The following is a 22,448-nucleotide window of genomic DNA, read 5'->3' as shown; positions in this document are numbered from 1 at the left end:
GCTCAAATCCGACGCGTCCTAAGTACTCGCCTCGCGCGCGTTGGCGCCGGCGACCAGCTCGTCGGGGATGTCGTCGAAGCTGGCATAGTTCATGTTGTAAAGCTTGGAATAGAGCCCGCCCAGATCCATGAGCTGGTCGTGATTGCCCTCTTCGATCTTCTCGCCGTTTTGCAGCACGATGATGCGGTCGGCACCGCGAATGGTGGCGAGGCGATGGGCGATGACCATGCCGGTGCGGCCCTTGAGAAGGATTTCCAGCGCCTTCTGGATTTGCCGCTCGGTATAGCTATCGATATTGGCTGTGGCCTCATCGAGAACCAGGATTTTCGCATCGGCCACCAGGGCGCGGGCGAAGCTCAAAAGCTGGCGCTGGCCCAGGGACAGGTTCGAGCCGCGCTGCTCGAGCATGGTGTCGTAACCCTGGGCGAAGCGATCGATGAATTCATGGGCACCAACCGCCTTGGCCGCCGCAATGACGTCCTCGCGGGTGGCGTCGGCCTTGTTGTAGCGGATGTTGTCGAAAATGGTGCCGGTAAACAGGAATGGCTCCTGGAGCACCATGGCGACCTGTTCGCCCAAGGATTCCTGGGTCACGTCGCGGACATCGTGACCACCGACGATCACCGCACCGTCCTGCACTTCATAGAAGCGGTGAACGAGCGCCATGGCGCTGGTCTTACCCGAGCCGGTGGGGCCAACCAAAGCGACGGTTTCGCCCGGCTTGACCATGAAGGAGACATTTTTGAGCACGGGGCGCTTGGGATCATAGCCGAAGACGACATTGCGGAATTCGACTGAGCCGTCCATGTCGCCGGTCAACTCCGTTGCATCGGGCTTGTCCTGAATGACCACGGGCAGGTCGAGCACTTCGGTGATACGGCGGCCCGAGGTCATGGCGCGCTGCATGATGGAATATTGCATGGTGAGCGAGCGGATCGGGTCGAAGAAGCGCTGGATGTAAAACAAGAAGGCGACGACGACGCCCACCTGCAGGGCGCCGTTGAGCACCATGGCGCCGCCCACGACCACGACGGTGGCCATGGAAATGCCGGTCAGCGTATCGACGATGGGCACCATGACCTGGGCATATTTCGAGCCGGTGAGCTGGTTGCGCAGATTGTGATAGGCCTTGTCGTCATAAAGGTCGAAATTGACCTTCTGGCGATCGAGATTCTGCACGGTGCGCACGCCATTGATGCCTTCGGCCATGGCACCGGCAGTCAATGAATTGGTCTCGTGCGCGGCCCAGAAGGCACGCTTGGCCGGCGGCAGCCAGAAGATGCGGATGATGAACAGCACCGGCATGGTGACCAGGGTCAGCATGCCCAGCCAGGGATCGAGGCTCAAGAGCACCACGACAATGCCGAAGAGCAGCACGAGATCGCCCACCGAAATCACCGAGGTTTCGAGGAATTCCTGCATGGCATTGACGTCGCCCTGCAACCGGCTCATCAGCCGGCCAACTTCGGTCTTGTCCATATAGCTCAGCGAGACGCGCTGGAGCTGGGCGAACATGGCCCGGCGCATGTCGAACAGCACGTTTTCGGCAACCTGCCCGACCTGGTTTTCCTGCATATAGGAGGCGCCGAAATTGAGCAGGACGGCGAAGGCGAAGGCGCCGACTGCCCAGAGCAGACTATTGGGATCGCCACCGGCGACCAGGGAATTATCGACGGCATTGCCGATGATCAGCGGAATGGCGAGCTGGGTGCCGGTAAAGACCAGAACAGCGAAGACCGAGAGATAGATCTTGAGCCGATAGGGCCGGACATAAGCCCAGATGCGCCGCACCGTCTTGGGGTCGTAGGCCTTGCCGAAAACCTCTTCCTCAATACGGTGGCTGCCCACCGAGGCCCGAGGCGGGCGCTGGCCGGGAAAGGCGGCCACTTCGCGTTCGTCATCGCTCATCACGCTCATTGGGCGGCCTCCAGATCATCAACGGGTCGCGTCTGCAGGTCATGGAGCGCGCGATAGCGCCCACCCTGGGCCAGCAGCTCTTCGTGAGTGCCGCGCTCGATGATCCGACCGTTTTCCATGAACAGGATCAGGTCGGCATGCATGAGCGAGGAAAGCCGGTGGGCGATGATCATGGTTACCCGGTCGCTGGCAAAGCGGCGGATGGCCGAGCGGATGCGATGCTCGGTGCCGGCATCGATGGCGGCGGTCGAATCGTCGAAGACCATGACGGCGGGCTTGAGCACGAGCGAACGGGCGATGGAGAGGCGTTGGCGCTGGCCGCCCGAAAGCGAGACGCCACGCTCGCCCACCACCGTGTCGTAATCGGCGGGCAAGCCCATGATGTAATTGTGCAATTGCGCGCTTTCGGCAGCGCGCTCGATCTTGCGTTCCTTGGCCCAGGGGTCGCCATAGGCAATGTTGTTTTCGATGGTGGTGGTAAAGAGGAACGTGTCCTGCTGCACCACGGCGACGGAGTGGCGGAGGCTCTGCAAGGTCACGTCGCGCACATCCTGGCCATCAAGCGTGACGCGGCCGGCGGTGACGTCGTAGAAGCGCGGAATAAGGTGGGCGAGCGTGGATTTGCCGCTGCCCGGCGCACCGACAATGCCGATGGTCTGGCCGGCATGCGCCTCGAAACTGATGCCGTTGAGGGTCGGGACGTAAGCGCCTGGATAGGTGAAATGAACATCCTCGAAACGCAGCACGCCATTGGTGATGGTGAGCGGGGTGGCGCCGGCTCGGTCCTCGATTTCGACCGGGGCGTCGAGAAAGCCGTAGAAGCGCTCGCCGCAAGTGGAGGCGCGGGCATAGGAATTGACCATGAGGCCGAGTTGGCGCACGGGCATCTGCAATATGGTCATGAAGGTGAGAAAGCTCGCCAGGGTACCCACGCTCATTTCACCGGCGATGACCTTGTTGCCGCCGACCCAGAGGACAAGGCCCATGGCAGCAGAGAAGGAAAAGGTCATCATCGAGGTGTTCTTGACGCGGACCTGTACGCGGCGATGCGCAAGTTCGAGTGCGTCCTTGGAAGCCGTGTCGAACTTGCCCAGCTCAAATTTCTGGCCGGAAAAGGCGCGGACGACGCGGATGCCGCCGAGATTTTCTTCCATGACCCGCGTCAGCACTGAAAGCTTCTGCTGCAGGATGAGCCAGGTGGCGCGCAGGGTGAGTTGAGCCACCGAGGAGCGCCAGGCCACGAAGGGCACAAAGCTCAGTGCCAGCAGGCCCAGCACGATATCGGTCGAAATCAGCATCCAGGCACCGACCCCGATCAGCACGGCCAATAGAATGGTGCGGACGAGGCCGGTGGAGAAAAACATGCGCAGGCCATCGAGATCGAGCAGGCCGATGGTGATCAGATCGCCCGAATGCACGCGATCGTGGTAGGAATAGGAGAGGCGCTGCACCTTGTCATAGAAGGCCAGGCGCAATTCGTAGCCGACATGGTGGCCGACACTTTCCGAGAAATAGTTCTGCACCAGGGTGAAAAGCCCGCGCGCCACCGAAACGCAGAGCAGGGTCAGCGCGGTCGCCAGCAAGGCGTCCTGCGCCCCTTCCCCGGCAATGCTGAGCACGTTCTGGGCCTGATCGATGGCCTGGCCCAGGAGCCGCGGAATGGTCAGCTGCAATATGGCCGCAATGATAGTAGCGCCGACCGCCAGGCTCGCCTGAAACGGGTGACGGAGGGAAAATAGGGTAATGCGTTTGAGCGGCCCCATGCGCTTGCCGGCATGGGCTGCAGAAACGTGGTCCCTAGCATCGCCGCGCGAACGCTCGCGGCCAGCCTTGAGGGTAATCAAGGAAGTATCCAGACGTCAGTTAAGTGGGGCCCAAAAGGGAGAGGCGGGGGTCCGTCGACCAGCAATCGGGCAAATCAAAAAAACTCGCCTGCCCATAAAAAGCGCATTGCGCATTCCATTCAAGATGCAATTTGCGCAAAAAATGCAATCTGATGGCGCAGTTTCATGACATTGGCATGACCCCTTGCCCGGTCGAGGTCTGGCGCAGTGCCATCCTGCGGGTGCATGAGCTAGGCAAAGGATTGGCTCATGACACCTCTCATCTCCGCCATCGTTGTCGGCGTGGTCTTTTTGACCTCCACCATTTCGGGCATTTTCGGCATGGCGGGTGGCATGCTGTTGCTAGCGGGGCTGTTGACCATATTGCCGGTGGCGACGGCCATTGCCCTGCAAGGTGCGATCCAGATCGTTGCCAACGGATCGCGGGCCTGGTTTTCCCGGCGCTATATCGACTGGCCGATCATTGCCACTATGGTTGCCGGACTGGTCGTGGCGGCGGGGCTGCTGTTTGCGCTGCGCTATCAGCCGGACCTGGCCACGGTCTGCGTCGTGGTGGGGTTGATGCCCGTGCTGGTCTGGCTGCCCAAAAGCTGGTTGCAACTCGATGCCAGCCGGCCGCTGCACGGGTTTTTCTGCGGCTTTGTCAGCGGCGGACTCAATCTGGCGGTGGGCGTGGCCGGACCCAGTATCGACATCTTCTTTATCCGCACCCTGATGGACCGGCGCAAGGTGATCGCCACCAAGGCCTGCATGCAGGTGATCTCGCATGGCGCCAAGGTGGTGTTCTACGGCGCCACAGCCGCCGCCATGGCCATGGGCGACTGGATATTGGTGGCCATGGCGGCGCCCTTTGCCATTGCCGGCACCAATCTGGGTTATCACATTCTGCAGCGACTATCCGATGACGGGTTCCGGCGCTGGACGCGCTGGATCGTCACAATGCTGGGCATATTCTATCTCTCGCGCGGCATTTTGTTGCTCACCGGGCCCTAATGGGTAAGGTGCTGTTGGGAGACGACATGGCACCTTTCGACAGCGTAACCGCGCGCCTCATTCTGCTTCTGGCCGAAACGGGCTCGATCGGCCGCGCGGCAGAACGGGAGGGCATTGCATCCTCGGCCGTCAGCCGGCGGGTTTCGGACCTGGAAGGGCGGCTCGGCGTCGTGCTTTTCGACCGCTCGGCCCATGGCGTCAAACTCACCAAGGCCGGGGAAGCCTATGCCGAGGGATGCCGAACGGTCCTGCGTTCGATTGCTGATCTCGATGCCATTATGGACGATTTCGGTTCCGGCCAGCGCGGTAGCCTGCGCCTGGCCTGTACCAGTTCGGCCCTGACTGGACGGCTGCCCGAGCTTCTGGCCAAGTTTGCCGGCAAATATCCCGGCATCGAAATTGCCATTGCCGAGATGGGGGCCGCCAAGGCCCTGTTATCGCTGGATGAGGGACAGGCCGATATCGCCATCGTTTCGGACAATTACGATTTCACGCGCTTTGATATCCACCCGTTCGAGGATGAGCGCGTGTGGGTGCTGGTGCCGCCCGAACACGAACTGGCCGCGCGGATCGAGCCGAGAAAATCGGTCACCTTCGATGCCGTCGTGCCCCATGCCATTGTGGGCATCCACCATGCCGGTTCGCTGGACCGGCTGTTGAGCGAGGCCGCCGGAAAGCTGGGAAAGCCACTGACCGAGGCACTGCGCGTCGAGAGTTTTCCGGCACTGGTGCGCATGGTCGAGGCCGGCTTCGGCATCGGCTTTCTGCGCTCGACCAGCCTACATCTGCTGGCCGGAACCGACCTGGTCTGCGCGCCGCTGGCCGAGCCCTGGGCCATGCGCAAATTGCTGGTGGCCCGACGCAAATCCAGCCCGCTTTCCGCTGCCATGAAGAGTTTCATCTCGCTGGCAGGGGAAACCTATCTCCCCTCGGCCTGACGACGTTTCCGGATAGATTTGCCGGGCTTATCGCGATGGCCCCGCCTCAGGGTGCCGCCCTGAGGGAAACGGCCTAGAGCTTATTTTTGCCGCGCTTCTTAACCGCAAAACCGTGGCCACTTTTGCTAGAAGCGCTCTAGGTAGTGCCCATTTCCGAAAAGACCATCACGCGTCCCCTGCCCCCGGCCTTGGCGCCGTAGCAGGCCGCGTCGGCCTCGCCCATGAAGCCAAGCGGGGATGCCGGATCCGGGCCGATAAGGGTTACCCCGGCGCTGGCGCCGACGCGATAGTCCCGGCCGGCCCAGGCAAAGGTCAGCATGCCGATGGCGTGCACGATCCTCTGCGCCAGTTCCCGGCCAATCTCGATGCTGCAATCCTGGGCAATGACGGCGAATTCGTCGCCGCCGATCCGCGCGGCCAGGTCGTGGCTGCGGCAGACATTCCCGATGGTCTGGGCGATTTGCTTGAGCAGGGCATCGCCCGCCGCATGCCCGGCACTGTCATTGACCGGCTTGAAATGATCGAGATCGAGATAGATGAGGCAATGATGGCGCCGCCCCTGGCGGGCCGTCGCGATTGCCGTCGTCAGGCCCCGCTCGAAGGCGGCCCGATTGGGCAGGCCGGTCAGATCGTCATGGGCGGCCGAATGGGCCAATTGCCGCTGCAGCGCCCGGCTTTGCGTTACATCCTGAAAGACCAGCACGGCGCCGGTCAGCCGGCCATCCTGCGAAAAAACCGGCGAGGCGGTGAAGCGAATGTCGCGCTGCGGACCGTTCAATGCGCAAAGCACCTTGTCGTCGTCGGAGCGAAGCTGGGTGGCGGAGCCCAGACAGGCCTGCACCGGACAGGGCAGTGCATCTTCGCTCCCCTCGCTGCGCAGGCGGAAAATATCGGCCACAGGGCGCCCGATGGCGTCGGCGGCGCGGCAATTGGTCAATTGTTCGGCAGCCGGGTTCATAAAGACCACGTGGCCTTCGAGATCGGTGGAGATCATGCCGTCGGCCATGGCCTCCAAAGTGACACGCAGCCGCTCCTTTTCGGACGCCAGCTCCTGCTCCATCAGCTTGAGACGGGTAATGTCGGTGTCGGTGCCGATGGTGCGGGTCGGGTTGCCCTCAGCATCCCATTCCACCGGGCGGCCGCGGCTCAATATCCAGATATAGCGGCCGTCGCGAGTGCGCTCGCGATATTCCAGCGCGTCGAAGTCGCTATCGCCCTGGTCCTGCCGGTGAACATTGGCCATGACGTTGGGGCGATCATCGGGATGGACGCGTTCGAGCCACTTCTGCTGGTCGCCATCCACCTCTTCCTGAGGCGGAATGCCCCGCATGACCCGCCACATGCGCGAATAGAACATCGTGTCCTGGCGGATATCGTGATCCCAGACGCCCTGGCGCGCGCTTTCGAGCGCAAAGTTCCATCGGCTCTCGGACGCGGCCAGGGCCTCTTCGGCGCGCTTTTGCAGCTCGATCGAGTTCATCTGCACCAGTACCAGGGCCGGAGTGTCGCCATCGGCGGGCAGGACCGTGGCGCCGATCATGACCCAGATCGAATAGCCATCGGCATGGCGCAGCTTATGCTCGCCGTGACTGACCGCAATTTCGCCTCGCAACAGGCGGTCGAAATGAAGTTGGGCGGTCACGCTCTCTTCGTCCGGCACCAGGTCGGCAAACCGAAAGACATGGCCCGGCTCGGGTCTATGGCCGAGCAATTCACTAAAGGCGGGATTGGCATAGACCACCATGCCGTCGATGGTGGCCACCAGCATGCCTATAGGGGCGGCATCGAGCAGGCGCATGAAGATCTGCGCCGAATGCAAAGTATCGGCGGCAAAGACGTTCCGGGACTTTGCGCGTGACGTGGCCATAGGGCCATCTTCGGCATACGAGCCTTAACAAGAGGCTTCGCGCAGATCACAATTGCGCTGCGTCTGCGCTTATTCGAGGCGGCTGAGGATGAAATCCCGCTCCTCGGCCAGGCCCGCCCATTCGGCGGGATGATCGGCATCGAAGATCAGGGTATAGGGCCCGGTATATCCGGCTTCCTCGGCCACCTGCACGCAGAGGCCGTAATCGGCCTCGTCTATCTGCCCCTCGGCAAAGCTCGCCTTGGCGTGGCACAACTCGGCGCGCGGGAAAATGGATTTGAGACCCTCATATTTGTCCGGCCCGGTCCAATTGCCGAGATCGGCCAGGAGCCCCACCTGGCCTTCGAGCCGATCGAGCAGGTCATGCACGGCCTGGGGTGTGGAGAGCAGATCGAACCAGTTTTCGGTCACCAGGCGCAGGGGTGAACCGGCATTGGCGGCGAGCAGTTCCCTGAAGCCAGCCACCGAGCGGGCAATGGTTTCGGGCGACGGCTTCTGCTTGCCGGCAATGACGCGGGCATTCTCCGCGCCCAGCATATTGGCCACATCGACCCAGCCGCTGATCCAGCGCGTGTCGCGGGCGCCATGGACCGGATCGGTCATGTCGCCAGCGTCGACGAGCAGGGTTTGCAGGGTGACCCCGGAGACCCGGAGCTGATCGCGCAATTCGCCCAGATAAACCGGATCGCGGCTGCGCAGATGGAAAGAGACGATCTCGATGCGGTGATAGCCGTGATTGGCGAGAACCGAAGGCAGGCCCAGCAGGGATTCCTCGCCTTCGCCATAGGTTTCCTGCATATCGCCGATGTCATCGGTGCTCAGATCGTGGGGATAGGTGACGCCGAGCAGGCGGTGCAGCGACCAGGTGGAAACGGCTATGCGGCTTTTGGGATCGGCCAAGTGAGGTCTCCTCTTTTTGTATCAAGAGTTTCATGGCGGCCAGCGAAGCGCAAGATGAGCTTCAATTGACCTTGCCGCGTGCCGCGACATCCATCGTCTCCACCAAAGCCTGATCGCGGATCAGGTGAACCTGATCGAACAGGTTAGTCACCGGGCAGCAGTGATTGGGGATGATGCGGATGACATCGCCGATGGCGGGCTTGCTGGTGCAGGCGGAGAGGTCGAGGGTGCCATGTTCCTCGCTGAGGCCGACGACCTTGGCCTCGGGATATTCGACGACATGGCCATGGCCCGTCAGGCCCAGAAGATCGCTGGTCAGCGCTTTGGAGCCGGCATCGATAATGGCCCGATCCGGGGTGGGGCGGGAAACCACCGTAGCAAGCACGGTCAGGGCGCAGTCATCAAAGCCGGCGGCGCCGGCGGCGACCTGGGAGCGGTCCATATAGATGTAGGTGCCGGGGCGATATTCGGTGGCGACGCGCGCGGCTTCATCCATATGCCAGATATCGGGCGTGCCGCCAGTGGTGATGGCGGGGAGGTCGATGCGGGCGGTTGAAAAGACAGTGCGCGCATCTGCGAGCCATTGTGCGGCGGCCTGATATTTCCCGGCCGCGGGATAGGTCATGAGACCGGCAAAGGCCAGGCCAGGCGCGGCAATGATCTGCTGGGCGAGGTCGAGTGCGGCGTTGGGTGACTGGACCCCGCAGCGGCCCATGCCGGTGTCGCATTCGACAAAGACACCGAGCGGGTGGGCCGGATCGGTGAAGGTTTCGGCAAGGCCCGCGACGCATTCGGCGCTATCGGCCACGGTGCGGATGGTGACCCGATTATGAAGGGCCTTGAGGCGGCTGCGCTTGGCGGCGCCGATAATGTTGAAGGTCAACAAAAGATCGGTGAGGCCCGCATCGGCCATGACTTCGGCTTCACCCAATTTCTGGACGGTGACGCCGACGGCGCCCAGTTCTACCTGTCTTTTGGCAAAGAAGGGCAGTTTGTGGGTCTTGATATGGGGCCTGAGGGCAATACCGGCCCGGTCGGCGGCATCCTGCGCCTTTTTCAGATTAGCCTCGGCGCGATCGAGATCGATCAGCACGGCCGGGGTATCGAGTTCGGAAAAATGGGTCATTGCGCCCTCAGAACCTCGTTGACGAACCGCAGATTGCCGGCGGTGAGACCGGCGTCGACGGGAATGGTGGCGCCGGTAATGCCGGAAGCAGCGTCGGAAGCCAGGAACAGGGCGGCATTGGCGACTTCTTCCGGGCTGACCATGCGGCCAAGAGGATAATGCGGCAGGACCTTGTCGAGCAATTTCGGATCCGCCGCCAGCCGATGATCCCAGGCGGGCGTGCGCACGGAGCCCGGCGCCACGACATTGGCGCGCACCCCCTCGGCGCCGCGCTCGACGGCAATGGCCTTGGCATAGGCGATCAACCCGGCCTTGGCGGCCGAATAGGCCGGATTGCCGAAATGAGCCAGCGCATTGACCGAAGAGATCAGCACCACGCTGCCCGAACCGCGCTTGGCCATGGCCTCGGCAATCGGATCGACCAGGGCATAGGCGCCGTTGAGATTGATGGCCATTTCGCTGGCCCAGACATCGTCATCGAGCTGGCCCAGATGTTCGGCGCGGGTGAAGCCGGCATTGGCGATGACGGCATCTACCACACCATTGGCGGCAATATCGGCCTCGACCGCAGCGCGGGTCGATTTGGCGTCGATCTGGTCGAAGGTGATGCTGCGCGTCAGCGGGAGGCCTTCGAGCATTTTCGCTTCCCGGTCGGCTCCGACCACTTGGGCGCCGGCGGCGTGAAAGGTCTCGACAAGCGTGCGGCCAATGCCGCCACCAGCGCCGGAGATGAGGACGGTCTTGCCATCAAGGCGGAAGGAATTGGCTGTCATAGTTTTGCACCCCGTATCCCAAATACCCCCACCCTTGACCCCCCCATTAAGGGGAGGGAGACGATGAACACATAGCCCTGATCCTGCGCCTCCTTCCCCTTGATGGGAAGGAATGAGGGTGGGGTGAAGCTACGTATGCTGTCCTCACGGCCCCTTATAGGCCACACATTCAATTTCGACTTTGCAGTCGACCATCATATGGCTTTGCACACAGGCGCGGGCCGGCGGATGCTCGCCGAAATAGGATTTATAGACGGCGTTGAAGCTCCAGAAATCGCGCGGATCATCGAGCCAGACGCCGCAGCGCACCACATGCTCGAGCCCGTAGCCGGCCTCTTCGAGAATGGCGATGACATTTTGGATGGTCAGATGGGTCTGCTCGATAATGCCGGTGCCCTGGATTTCGCCATCTTTCATGGCGACCTGGCCAGAGACATAGAGCCAGCCACCGGCCTCGACCGCGCGCGCGAAAGGCAGGTTCTGCCCGCCAGCACCCGACTTTTCCGCACCATAGCGCTTGATCGGCATGAGAATGTCCTTTCCGTCTGTTTTTGAAACTCAATTTCGTTCGATAGCAGATTTATACCCACAAACCACGCAACTATGCGAGCACCACGCCTCAAAATGTAAATTTATTACGTGAATCGTCACCCGGCTTGGTGTAGCGTGGCCATAGCCCCATTTGGCATTGACGCGTTTTCAGCAGACGAGTTTCCCTTGCGCCTTTTCACCGCGGCCCTGGCCACCGAGACCAATACATTCTCCCCGATTGCGATCGACAAGCGCGCCTTCGAGGCATCGCTGCATGCCAAGCCCGGCCAGCACCCGCCGACGCCGACCCTGTGCACCGCACCCATTACCGTGGGCCGCGAAGTCTGTGCGCGGGAAGCGTGGACCCTGATCGAGGGTACGGCAAGCTGGGCCGACCCGGCGGGCCTGGTGGCGCAGGCGACCTATGAGGAATTGCGCGACGAGATCATCGGGCAATTGCACGCCGCCATGCCGGTGGATGGCGTGGTGCTGGGGCTGCACGGGGCCATGGTGGCGCAGGGCTATGACGACCCCGAAGGCGATCTGTTGACCCGTATTCGCGCCATTGTGGGACCCGATGTGTTGGTTTGCGCCGAGCTCGATCCGCATAGCCATCTGACCGATAAACGCGCCGCGGCGGCCGACTTCTTTGTTTACTTCAAGGAGTTCCCGCATACCGATTTCGTCGAGCGGGCGCGCGACTTGTGGGACATTGCGGTGCGGACGCTGAAGGGCGAGATCCAGCCGGTGATGAGCATTTTCGATTGTCGGATGATCGATGTTTTCCCCACCAGCAAGCAGCCCATGCGTGGATTTGTCGATAAGCTGATGGCGCTCGAACAATCCGAGCCGGACCTGCTGTCGCTCTCGGTGGTGCATGGCTTCATGGCCGGTGATGTGCCCGAGATGGGCACCAAGATTGTCGCGGTTACCGACGACAGAAAGGCCATGGGCGATGCGCTGGCCGAAGAATTGGGCCGCGAGCTGTTTTCGATGCGTGGCACGTTCATGGTCAGCCAGGTGAACGAGAAGACAGCCGTCGACGCTGCCCTCGCCGCGCCAAAAGGGCCGGTGGTGATTGCCGATGTCTGGGACAATCCCGGCGGCGGCACAGCCGGCGATGCGACGGTGATCCTTCGCGAAATGATGACCCGTGGCGTGACCGATGTGGCGGTCGGCACGATCTGGGACCCGATTGCGGTGCAGATCTGTTTTGCGGCGGGGGAAGGCGCGGTCATCCCGCTGCGCTTCGGGGCAAAATCGGCGCCCCATACCGGTCAGCCGGTGGATGCACGGGTGACCGTCAAGCGCCTGGTGCGCAATGCGGAAATGAAATTTGGCGACAGCTTTGCGCCCTTCGGCGATGCGGCCTGGATTCATTTCGAGGGGATCGACGTGATTCTCAATTCGACGCGGGCGCAGAGTTTCGACCCGAGCCTGTTTTCGGCACTGGGGATCGAGCCGACATCGCGGAAAATCCTGCTGATCAAATCGACCAATCATTTCTACGACTCGTTCTCGAAAATCGCGTCGGAGATTGTCTATTGCTCGGCGGGCAAGCCTTATCCGAACCGGCCGGCGGAGACGGACTATCGCAAGGCGCGGCGGGATATCTGGCCGATGGTGGAGAATCCGTTCGGTTAACTGCGCACAACTGCCGCTGCCGCGCCTCCCTCCCCTTGAGGGGGAGGGAGGGCATCGAGGGTGTGGCTCCCTTCTCTACCGCCTACTGGCGCCCCTCTCCCCGAGAGGGAGAGGAATGGGCCGCAGCGTTCGCCTCTATTCTTCTCCCTCTCGGGGAGAAGGTGGCGCGAAGCGCCGGATGAGCGGGAGGACAGTCACTCCGCCCCGCCATTCGAGCACAGCTCTCATGGCCTTCTCGCCTAAAATCTCTCCGCTGGAGAGATTTTGCCGTTACACGGCCTGCTCGAAGTGCCCGTACATGATCGGCATCAGGCCAACCATGGCCTTGAAGCGGTCCCAGCTCTTGCGCTCGGGCAGGGTCCAGCCGGCTTCGGCGATGGCGGAGAGGCGCGGGAAGACCAGGCGGTCGAAAATGGCGCGGTCGGTCATGCTCTCGGACCAGATGCAGCTCTGGATGCCTTTCAAATGCTTCAAGCCCTCAGCGGAGAAGCCGGCACGGGCCTCGAACTCGTAGGTTTCCTGCGGACCGGACCAGCCGGCCCAACCGGCGCCAGGCTCGGCCCAGGAGACGCCATTGGCCATGTCGAGATAATAGCGCTGGCCGGGTGAGACGACGATGTCGAAGCCGCGTTCGGCCAGGGCCGCATTGATCTCCACATTGCGCCAGCCGATGACATAGGAACTGGCCTTGTCCACGGCATCGCCGTGGGCCGCCTCCTCCCAGCCGCCCGTCACCGCGCCTTTTGACGCGATATATTTATGCACCCGCTTGATGAACTCGGCCTGGAGGATGGCCGTGGGCGAACCTTCGATCTCGTCGGCGCCGTGGTGATTGCCGAGCACATTGAACTGGGCCTCGTGCTTGGCCCGCATGGCAGGGCCAGCCAGTTTTTCGAGCATGTCGAGGGCCAGGGGAGAGCCGGACCAGGCGGCCAGCGGCACTTCATCGGCGCCCAGATGGAAGATGCCGGCAGGGAAGAGCTCCAGCGTCTCGTCGATCACGGTCTCGATGAACTTATAGACCGGCTCATGGGCGGGGTTGAGGCTATTGTTGGGAAAGCCCTGAACCGACTGATATTCGCCCTGCTCTGCCGGATCGCGCAGCTCCGGAAGCGCCTGCAACGCGGCGTAGAAATGGCCGGGCATGTCGATTTCGGGAATGACGGCAATGGCCAGATCATCAGCCAGGGCGACGATCTCGCGCACGGTCTGCTTGGAATAGTAGCCGCCGGTCGGCTGGGGGCCAGAGCCGAGCAGCGGCGGCAAGGCCTTGCCATGGCCGCGCCAGGCGGCGATTTCGGTGAGCGCCGGATAGGCGTCGATTTCCAGGCGCCAGGCTTCGTCCTCGGTGAGGTGCCAGTGGAACCTGTTCATCTTGTTCCAGGCCATGATGCGGATGAGGCGGCCGACTTCGGCGGCGGTATAGAACTGGCGCGCCACATCGAGATGGTTGCCGCGGAAGCCAAAGCCGGGTTCGTCCGCAATGGTGCCGGATGTGGGGAAGCTGAAGGTGGCCGGATATTGCTTGGCGCCGCGCAGGATATGGCCAAGGGTCACAAGGCCGTAGAACATGCCCTGACGCGTTGTGGCGGAGACCGTGGCGCTGTTGTCGGCGAAGGCGATCTCATAGGCTTCATCGCCCAGACCCGCCGTTTCGACGATATGAACTGGCATGCCGGCTTCGGCGGCCGGACGCACAATGGCTTCGACCGGGAAGAGTTCGGCGGTCAGCGCGGCAAAGGCCTTGGCGGCGCGGCCAGCCAATTCGCCGACCGGCTTGAGGTCATAGCCCGGCGGGGCGATGCGGTTGCCAGTGGCGGCGACATGTTTGGGCCAGGGAATGATCGAAAAGGGCGCGGGCGCCTTGGCCGGCACCGGGAATTTTGCCGCGCCTTTGAGCAGTGGCGAATTGTGACCCTTGCCCTGGGTCGGCGCAGTGGGAATGGCGACAATGTCGCCGCCCTCCAGCACCAGATAGGCCGAATTGGCGCCATCGCTCCAATGCCTGAGGCCATAGGAGAGACCGCGCGCCGTGGCCGTCCAAGTGGCGCCGGGCTGGAGCACATAGCCATCGGGCGGGGCAATCAGGGTGTGGTTGGACAGGCGCTTGAGGAGCTTGCCGTTTTCCAGCGTTGCATGCGGGTCGATGCGCGCCGGGCCGGAAAAGCCGAGCTGAAAATTGGCGATGGGCTTGTCGCCCTTGTTGGTCAGCTCGAGGCCATAGCCGAGCGGCTCGCTGTCGGTGGCTGGGGACCAGGTGGTGACGAGGGAGAAAGAGGTGGTCATTGAGAGAACTCTGTCGTTGAAGTCCGAGCTTGGTGGCGGGCGCAGCACCCCCACCCTTGATCCCTCCCCACAAGGGGGAGGGAGACGATGAACATTGGCGCTTCAGCCTGCGCCTCCCTCCCCTTGATGGGGAGGGAATGAGGGTGGGGTGGAGCCACAGACCGGATTTCGGGCCGATAGCACCCCTGAAGGAGGCTGCATCAGTCCCCCAGCGGCTGGGCGTCGTCGCCGTCGCGATTGACGACAAGTTGGTGTTTGATGCGGCGCATGCTGGCGACAGCCGCGGGGCCGAGACGGGTGGCCACGGTCTGAGCCAGGACATCGACCGTGGCGAGGAAGGCATAGCGGCCGGGCGTGGGGCGCAGGATATCGGAATTTTCATGCCAATTGACCGGCAGGAGGATATCGGTCTGGCCCGAGACCATGGAGCCCGAACGGGTAGCGACGATGCGGGTGAGGCCATATTCACCGGCCACGGTCAGGGTCTTGGCCAATTGGGCATTATTGCCCGACATGGAAAAGCCGATGATGACCGTGCCGGGGGGTGCGGCGGCGACGCGCATCAATTGCAGCTGATGATCGTCGGTGGAGGCAACCTTGAGGCCGAGGCGGAACAGGCGGGTCTCGATCTCGCCGGCCATCATGGACGAGGCGCCGCCCGAACCAAAGGCGAGCACATAGTTGGACTTGACGATGCTTTCGGCGGCCCGTTCCACAGCGTTGAAATCGAGCTGTTCGAAAGTTTCGTAGATGATGGACTGGATGCCGTTGACGACACCCTGGGCGATCTCGGGCACGCTGGTGGGGCCGGCCTTGGGCGCGAAATAGCGCTGTCCGACAAAGCGCGACTGGGCCAGTCGCACCTTGAAATCGGCGTAAGAGTCGCAGCCAAGGCGTCGGCAGAAACGCGTGACGGTGGGGGGAGACACATCTGCCTGGGCGGCCAGATCGACGATGCTCATCTTGAGCACGCTATCGACATCGGCCAGGACAATTTCGGTCAGGGCCCGTTCGGACCGCGTGAACGCGTCCTTTTCGGTCTGCAAAAGCCCCACTATGTCCAGCATTGCCCGTCCCCCTTGGATCACCTCAACATTTCAACGAAAAGCCTATGTGCTCCAGCTCCTTGTTTGCCGCATGGACGAACCGGGACGTGCCGCCGGCGCGGGCGACGCCCGGTGCGGCCATCGCGCTATCAATAGACGGCTAAACCCTTGGCGTCGAACAAATGCGCCTGGGCGATATCGAAACCGACCTTCATGGCCTTGCCGTCTTCGAGATCGGGATTGCCTTCGAACAGGCCGATAAAGTTCTCCCCGCCAGGCAGCACTGAATAGCCGATGGTGTGGATGCCCAGATGCTCGACAATATTGGGAACGGTTTCGATAACGAATTCGCCGCCGCCCAGGGTCAAATGCTCGGGACGAATGCCCAGGGTCACGTCCTGACCGGCCACGGCCGTGTTCGAGCGCGGCAATTCGATCGTGCCCAGCTTGCCCAGATCGACCGCCACGGTGGTGCCATTGGCGCTGCGGACCTTGCCATTGATAAAGTTCATCTTGGGGGAGCCGATAAAGCCGGCCACGAAGAGATTGTCCGGCTTGTGATAGAGCTGGAGCGGCGAGCCGATCTGGCTGATCTCACCGGCATTGAGCACCACGATCTTGTCGGCCATGGTCATGGCCTCGATCTGGTCGTGGGTCACATAGATCATGGTTGAGCCGAGCCGCTTGTGCAGCTCCATCAGCTCAATGCGCATTTCCGAGCGCAGGGCCGCGTCGAGATTGGAGAGCGGCTCGTCGAAGAGGAAAATCTTGGGCTGGCGCACAATGGCGCGGCCAATGGCGACACGTTGGCGCTGGCCGCCGGAGAGCTGGCCCGGACGGTGCTGCAAACGGCTTTCAAGCTGGAGCACCTTGGCGGCGGCCTGGACGCGATTGTCGACTTCGGCCTGGGGCAGCTTTTCCACGCGCAGCGGGAAAGCGATATTTTCATAAACGCTCATGTGCGGATAGAGCGCGTAGGACTGAAAGACCATGGCGATGCCGCGCTGCACGGGCGGCAGGTCGTTCACGATATTGCCGCCGATCTCGATCTCGCCGGCGCTGACATCTTCCAAGCCCGCGATCATGCGCAATAGGGTCGACTTGCCGCAGCCCGAGGGGCCGACAAAAACCACGAATTCGCCCTCGCTGACATCAAGATCGATACCTTTGATGATGCGGGCCTCGTTGAAGGACTTTTCGAGGCGCTTGAGGCTCAGTTGCGACATGGTTCGCGTCTCCGGGCACGGAAATTGGGAAGGGTGCCGCCGCCCCTTGGGACGGCGGCCGGTCGGGAGGGACCTTACTTGTAAAGTTCGAGCTCAGCGGCGGCCTTTTCGAGGGCGGCCTCAGGCTCGGCAGCGCCGGTCACGACCGACTGGACCATTTCGATCATGGTGTTCTGCAGACCGATATAGTCGGTGAACAGCGGCTCGGGACCACCGAATTCGATGCCGTCCAGGAACGGCTTCCAATAGGGGGTTTCGGCAACCAGTTCGTCGGAATGCAGCGGACGCAGCGGGGTCAGGCCCTGGGCCATTTCCGCATCCCACTGGCGCTGGCCATCGGTGATGAACTTGGCCAGGCTAATGGCCTGCTCTTCCACACCCGTACCCTTGAAAACGGCCAGGGCGTCGGTGATCAGCAGGGTACCGGGACCCTTGGCATCCGGACCGAGCGGCAGCGGGGCGACACCCCAATTCATGCCGGCTTCTTCGGCGCGCAGAGCCGCACCGACCGAGGCTTCGATCATGGCGACGCCACCATCGAGCCAGATGGCGCGGACTTCGTTCTGCTCGTAAGCAGTCGGGCCTTCTTCGGAATAGGGGATGATGTCGCGAAGAGCGGTGAGGGCAGCCAGGACCTGGGGCGAGTTGGCAACGATATTGTTGTCGGCGTCGATGATCAGGCCGTCATTGGTGTAAACCCAATGCAGGAACTGGTGCATGGTGTTGTCAAAGGTCTTGGCAACGGCACCATAGCCGGCAGCGTCGGTGTTCTCGGTGATCTGCTTGGCGAAAGCGATCTTTTCTTCCCAGGTCTTGGGCGGCACTTCCGGATCGAGACCGGCTTCTTCGAACAGGTCCTTGTTCCAGAACAGGGCCTTGGTCGAGAAGGCGACCGGTACGCCCCACTGGGTGCCGTCGAAGGTGACGGTGTCGGGCACGTAATTGTAGTAGGATGCCTTTTCCTCGTCGGTCATCGGAACGGGCACGATCAGGTCGTTCTGGGCGAACTGCTTGAGGGTGCGCGAGCCGACATAGGCGAGGGCAACCGGGGTGCCCGCAGCGGCGAGCGTGGTCACCTTATCCTGACATTGGCCCCAGCCCACGATCTCGGGCACAACCTTGAAGCCGGGATTGGCAGCTTCCCACTCGGCGAAGTAGTCGGCGTAGCCTGCGGTCAGCTCGTCACCGCAGTTGATGAAGGCAATTTCCTTGTCCTGCGCGTAAGCCGCCGGGGCAGCGCCGGCCAGGGCCAGCATGGACACGGTCAGCAAACCGATTGTCTTTTTCACTTGTAGTCTCCCTTGATTATGGGCCCCTCGGCCCTTCTGGAGCCGTTCGGCATCAGACACCGAGCGATCTCCAAACCCTTGTTGGCGCGCCTCGGCAAAGAGGCGCTCCAGTTATTGCTTCACGGCACCGGCGGTGAGACCGGCGACGAGATAGCGCTGCAGGAACACGATCACGATCATGACCGGCAGGATTCCGACGAAAGAGGCCGCCATCAGCTCGTTCCAGATCACTTCCTGCTTGCCGAAGAAGGCAAAGAGCCCGATCGGCAAAGGCATGAATTCGGTCTTGGAGTTGAAGGTCAGCGCGAAGATGAATTGCTGGGCGTAGGCGCCGATAAAGGTCATGATGGCAACGACCACGATGCCCGGCATGGCCAGCGGCAGGATGACCCGGCGCAGGGTATAAAGACGGCTGGCGCCATCGACCCAGGCGGCCTCGTCGAGCTCGCGGGGAATGCGCATCATATAGGTGCGCAACAGCCACACGGAGGACGGGATGAGGAAAGCGGCGCCCGGCACGATCATGGCCCAATAGGTATTGAGCAGGCCAAGGGTACGCATCAGCCGGAACAGCGGGATGAGCAGCACGGCGCCCGAGAACATGTTGACCGCGAGGAACGCGCCCAGCATCAGCCCGGCGCCGGTGAAGTTGAAGCGGGCAAAGGCATAGGCGGCGGGCACGACAATGACGACGACAATGAGCGTCACCACGGTCGAGATGAAGAAGGAATTGAAGATGTGCATGCCCAGGGCCGGCACCGAGACCCACATATTGACATAGGCATCGAAGGACCAGTTTTTGGGGATGAAGCTATAGGGCGTGGAAAAGAGCTGCGCCAAAGGCTTCAATGACACCAGGAAGCCTTCGATGAACGGCGCCAGGACGAAGAACAGGAAGATCGCGATACCGACATAGAGCCCGACCACCTCGAGCAGACTATAGCGGTCGATCATCGGTCGGGCGGCGGACCAGAGCCCGCGGCGGGGCTTGACGCTGGCCTTGCTGTCGGCGGCAGCCACTTCGGTGGAACGGGCGACGTCGCTCATTTGGCTTCTCCCTGCTGGAGCTTGCGGACCGCGCGGAAGTAGACGATGCAGAAAGCCGTCACGAAGAGCGAGATGACCACGGCGCGCGCGGCGCCTTCGCCATATTTCCGGGAGCCCATGGCGGTCTTGTAGGTGTCGATAATCATGGTGGTGGTCGAGCCGGACGGGCCGCCCTGGGTCAGGATCCAGATGATATCGAAAGAATTGAAGGTGGCGATGAGCGAGAGCAGGCTCATGGTGATGATGGCGGGCACCATCAAAGGCACGGTGATGCGGCGGAAGCGATAGAAGCGGCCTGCACCATCGGTCCAGGCGGCTTCATGCAGATCGCGCGGGATCGATTGCATGGCGGCCAGGAAATAGATGGTGACCATGGGCACGCCGATCCACACATCGGTGACAATGGTGGCCCAGAAGGCGGTATTGCCATAGGCCAGCCAGGCAATGGGGCCATCGGTGATGCCGAAATTCTGCAACAGGCCCGAGATCATGCCGAACTGGCCATTATACATCCAGCCCCACATGAAAATGCCGATGGCCATGGGCACGATCCAGGGCGGCATGGTGAGAATGCGGAACAGCGCCTGGCCGGGAATTGCCGCATTGAGCAGGACTGCGCCGCACATGCCGATGACCATTTTCATGGAGACCGAAAAGAAGGTCCAGATGAAGGTGCGGATGATGACTTCGGTGAAATTGCCGGCACCGAAAATGCGCTGGTAATTGGCCCAGCCGACAAAATCGTAATCCTGACGCAGCGACGCATTGGTGAAGCTGAGCACGATCGTGTCGAACAGCGGGTAAGCCACGATCGTCAGGATATAGATCAATGCCGGTGCCAGCAGGGCGAGGGCGAAGAGGGTGGCGCTTCTGGTGCTGGTCATCGGCGTGTCTCCTCAGCGTCCCTTGCCCAGGGCAGCATCGAAGCGCTGCCAGATGGGGGTCATGTCGATCACCGACTTGGTGCGCATGGCCTCGTCCATCGAGAGAGCCAGGAGCCCCGCCTCCAGCGCGTCGGTCACCGAGACCGGCAGAGGCACACCATCGATCATATGCTTGAGGATGTCCTCGGCCATCTGCTCGTCAGCGCCGTAATGCTGGCTGAGCTCGGAGACCTGATAGGTCTTGTCCTCAAGCCGCTCGGAGGTGCGGCTGTCGGTGACCTTGAAATAATTACGGATGAAATCGCCTTCCGCCATGCCCTTAGCGCCGATCACCGCGAAACGACGGAAGTCGTCAGGCACGTTCATATTGGTGTGGAAGGTCAGCGCCGCGCCGTTCTCATATTGCACGAGGGCGGACTGAAAATCGATGATATCGCCGTCGCTGTCGAAGACCTTGTCCGAGCCCATCCAACCCGAAGGCTTGCGGTGATAGACAGTGAGATCGTTGGCGCCGGCATCCTGGGGAGCATTTTCCGGAGTGAAGCTCTTGCGGCCGCCAAAGCTGGCCACGAAGCGCGGGCGGCAACCCATGACGCCATTGTAAAGGTCGAGATCGTGGCAGCATTTTTCGAGCATGAAACTGCCCGAATATTGCTGGTAGCGCCGCCAGTCGCGCATGAAAAAGGCGCCGTGATAGGGCGGGATGGTCTCTGAGGCCTCGATGGAGGCAATATCGCCCAACCGACCCTCGGCCTGAGCCTTGCGCAGATCGACATAAAGCGGGGCATAGCGCAGGACCAGCCCAACCATGACATTGTCCGAGCCGTATTTGCCGATCAGTTCGGCCAGCGCCATGGTGTCCTCTACCGAGGTCACAACCGGCTTTTCGGCAAAGATCTTCATGCCGCGTTCAAGGCCAATGCGAATATGCTCGAGATGCAGGTGATTGGGCGAGCCGACCATGAGCAGATCGAGGTTCCCTTCGTCGATCATCTGCTCGAGGCTGTCATATTGAGAACCGACGGAAACGCCATGCTCGGCAGTATAGGGCAAACCGGCCGGTGCCGGGTCGACATAGCCCACAATCTCGAAATCGTCGCGCGCCGCGGAAAAGACCCGCGCCAGATATCCCAGACGATAGCCGAGGCCGATAATGCCTACCCGCATACCTTGACGTTCCCTTTTTTATCAACCCGCCGATCTCTTGCGGATCGGTGCCGTTTGTGTAAACGATTTTCAAGACTAGGCGCCTTGCCAACACAATGTCAACACACATTCGACGCCAATACAATACCAATTTAAGCCACCCACGCGCTTTGCCCAAACCAGCACCGTATTGCTGCATTTCTAGGCATCTCAGGCGTCAAAATGCGCGTCATGGGTGTGGACAAATGGCAAGGGAACGCGCACCATGTCGCAATTGGTATCCATGTGGCCTCTTTCATGAGACTGCATGTGTATGTCGTGCGTGAAAATTTGAAACAGAAATGGCGGACGTGCGTCAGCGCGCCGGCAGCCAGCAAGAGACCGAGATGAGCCTTTCGACCAATCCCTTTCCCAATGATGCCGACCGCTCGGCAATCTGGACCATGCTGGTGCCGCGCGACATCAAGGCCTTTGTCAATGCCGACTGGTCGATGGTGGAAGAGGATTTCGTCGCCGATGACTTCATGGGCATCAATGGCAATAAGGACGACAATCCCGATGGCTGGACGATCAGCTTCCCTACCCTCGCAGACTATCGCGATGAGTGGCTGCGCCAGGCCCATGAGGGGCAGAAGGTGGTTTATGCCGAAGATCAAGAGGCCGGCATTCACCGCGCGACGAGCCTGACCGAAATCGAGATCACTGGCGAACGCGCCATTGCCCACAAGAAGTTCAATGGCGAGATTGCCCTGGCCGATGGCGGCAAGGATGTCCTCAATTGGCAGACGCTCTATTTCTGCCGCAAGGTTTCCGGGCAATGGAAGCTGACGGGGTTCGTGGGATATTTGCCTTATCCGATGCCCAAGCAGGACTAATTTCTAAACCACCGTGCCGCCCTCGGACCTGATCCGAGGGTCATTGGCGACGCGGTGGATGTCTCAACTGGTCCTCGGGTCAGGCCCGAGGACGGAAGGGTGGGAGTGGAAGTCAC

General features: G+C 61.6%; 18 protein-coding genes. 4 read left to right on the top strand and 14 right to left on the bottom strand.

The features are described 5' to 3' along the window. Positions 1–18: 18 nt before the first annotated feature. Positions 19–1,917 (bottom strand): ABC transporter ATP-binding protein, encoded by a 1,899-nt coding sequence (locus tag V8Z65_RS01705; protein WP_338722122.1) that lies wholly within the window; start codon positions 1,915–1,917, stop codon positions 19–21. After that, positions 1,914–3,680, bottom strand: a complete 1,767-nt coding sequence (locus V8Z65_RS01700; RefSeq protein WP_338724097.1) for an ABC transporter ATP-binding protein — start codon at positions 3,678–3,680, stop codon at positions 1,914–1,916. Before V8Z65_RS01700 ends, V8Z65_RS01705 begins: the two co-directional genes overlap by 4 nt. Before the next feature lie 330 nt (positions 3,681–4,010). Between V8Z65_RS01700 and V8Z65_RS01695 the strand changes: the two genes are divergently transcribed. Then, a complete protein-coding gene (locus V8Z65_RS01695) occupies positions 4,011–4,754 on the top strand; it encodes a sulfite exporter TauE/SafE family protein (RefSeq protein WP_338722121.1) in 744 nt (247 codons plus the stop codon). A 26-nt stretch (positions 4,755–4,780) separates the two neighbouring features. Continuing rightward, positions 4,781–5,692: a LysR family transcriptional regulator gene (locus V8Z65_RS01690; protein WP_338722120.1), complete on the top strand. Its 912-nt coding sequence runs from the start codon at positions 4,781–4,783 to the stop codon at positions 5,690–5,692. A 136-nt stretch (positions 5,693–5,828) separates the two neighbouring features. On the opposite strand, the gene V8Z65_RS01685 is transcribed toward V8Z65_RS01690, so the two are convergent. The 5 genes from V8Z65_RS01685 to V8Z65_RS01665 all read right to left on the bottom strand — a co-directional run bounded on the left by V8Z65_RS01685 (position 5,829) and on the right by V8Z65_RS01665 (position 10,886). Further along, positions 5,829–7,559: a diguanylate cyclase gene (locus tag V8Z65_RS01685; RefSeq protein WP_338722118.1), complete on the bottom strand. Its 1,731-nt coding sequence runs from the start codon at positions 7,557–7,559 to the stop codon at positions 5,829–5,831. Between the two features lie 69 nt (positions 7,560–7,628). Further along, on the bottom strand, positions 7,629–8,459 hold the full coding sequence (locus tag V8Z65_RS01680) for a sugar phosphate isomerase/epimerase (protein ID WP_338722116.1): 831 nt from the start codon (positions 8,457–8,459) through the stop codon (positions 7,629–7,631). A gap of 61 nt (positions 8,460–8,520) precedes the next feature. Continuing rightward, positions 8,521–9,585, bottom strand: coding sequence for a D-TA family PLP-dependent enzyme (locus tag V8Z65_RS01675; protein ID WP_338722115.1), 1,065 nt, complete (start codon positions 9,583–9,585; stop codon positions 8,521–8,523). Beyond that, positions 9,582–10,358 carry an SDR family oxidoreductase gene (locus V8Z65_RS01670; protein WP_338722114.1) on the bottom strand — a complete coding sequence of 259 codons (777 nt, stop codon included), beginning with the start codon at positions 10,356–10,358 and terminating at the stop codon, positions 9,582–9,584. The genes V8Z65_RS01675 and V8Z65_RS01670 overlap by 4 nt, the downstream gene beginning before the upstream one ends. Before the next feature lie 144 nt (positions 10,359–10,502). Beyond that, complete coding sequence (locus V8Z65_RS01665; RefSeq protein ID WP_338722113.1) at positions 10,503–10,886, bottom strand: RidA family protein; 384 nt, start codon at positions 10,884–10,886, stop codon at positions 10,503–10,505. A gap of 189 nt (positions 10,887–11,075) precedes the next feature. Here V8Z65_RS01665 and V8Z65_RS01660 point away from each other — a divergent pair, with 189 nt between their 5' ends. Then, entirely contained in the window at positions 11,076–12,533 is a 1,458-nt protein-coding gene (locus tag V8Z65_RS01660; protein WP_338722112.1) for a M81 family metallopeptidase, read from the top strand. Positions 12,534–12,803: 270 nt separating this feature from the next. Here the strand turns inward: V8Z65_RS01660 and V8Z65_RS01655 are convergent, their stop codons facing one another. The 7 genes from V8Z65_RS01655 to V8Z65_RS01625 all read right to left on the bottom strand — a co-directional run bounded on the left by V8Z65_RS01655 (position 12,804) and on the right by V8Z65_RS01625 (position 21,478). Continuing rightward, complete coding sequence (locus V8Z65_RS01655) at positions 12,804–14,819, bottom strand: beta-N-acetylhexosaminidase (protein WP_338722111.1); 2,016 nt, start codon at positions 14,817–14,819, stop codon at positions 12,804–12,806. A gap of 200 nt (positions 14,820–15,019) precedes the next feature. Beyond that, complete coding sequence (locus V8Z65_RS01650; RefSeq protein ID WP_338722109.1) at positions 15,020–15,886, bottom strand: MurR/RpiR family transcriptional regulator; 867 nt, start codon at positions 15,884–15,886, stop codon at positions 15,020–15,022. 128 nt (positions 15,887–16,014) lie between these two features. Beyond that, entirely contained in the window at positions 16,015–17,091 is a 1,077-nt protein-coding gene (ugpC, locus tag V8Z65_RS01645) for a sn-glycerol-3-phosphate ABC transporter ATP-binding protein UgpC (RefSeq protein ID WP_338722108.1), read from the bottom strand. 74 nt (positions 17,092–17,165) lie between these two features. After that, positions 17,166–18,347: an extracellular solute-binding protein gene (locus V8Z65_RS01640; protein ID WP_338724096.1), complete on the bottom strand. Its 1,182-nt coding sequence runs from the start codon at positions 18,345–18,347 to the stop codon at positions 17,166–17,168. Positions 18,348–18,491: 144 nt separating this feature from the next. Then, positions 18,492–19,334 carry a carbohydrate ABC transporter permease gene (locus V8Z65_RS01635; protein WP_338724095.1) on the bottom strand — a complete coding sequence of 281 codons (843 nt, stop codon included), beginning with the start codon at positions 19,332–19,334 and terminating at the stop codon, positions 18,492–18,494. A gap of 89 nt (positions 19,335–19,423) precedes the next feature. Beyond that, a complete protein-coding gene (locus V8Z65_RS01630; protein WP_338722107.1) occupies positions 19,424–20,311 on the bottom strand; it encodes a sugar ABC transporter permease in 888 nt (295 codons plus the stop codon). Positions 20,312–20,323: 12 nt separating this feature from the next. Next, the gene (locus tag V8Z65_RS01625) at positions 20,324–21,478 is read right to left on the bottom strand and encodes a Gfo/Idh/MocA family oxidoreductase (RefSeq protein WP_338722106.1); all 1,155 of its coding nucleotides are present in this window, start codon (positions 21,476–21,478) and stop codon (positions 20,324–20,326) included. A 320-nt stretch (positions 21,479–21,798) separates the two neighbouring features. Here V8Z65_RS01625 and V8Z65_RS01620 point away from each other — a divergent pair, with 320 nt between their 5' ends. Beyond that, positions 21,799–22,332: a hypothetical protein gene (locus V8Z65_RS01620; RefSeq protein WP_338722104.1), complete on the top strand. Its 534-nt coding sequence runs from the start codon at positions 21,799–21,801 to the stop codon at positions 22,330–22,332. Positions 22,333–22,448: the final 116 nt, after the last annotated feature.

The organism is Devosia sp. XK-2 (assembly GCF_037113415.1).
Lineage (GTDB): Bacteria > Pseudomonadota > Alphaproteobacteria > Rhizobiales > Devosiaceae > Devosia.
This window is presented reverse-complemented; position numbering and strand designations above follow the sequence as displayed.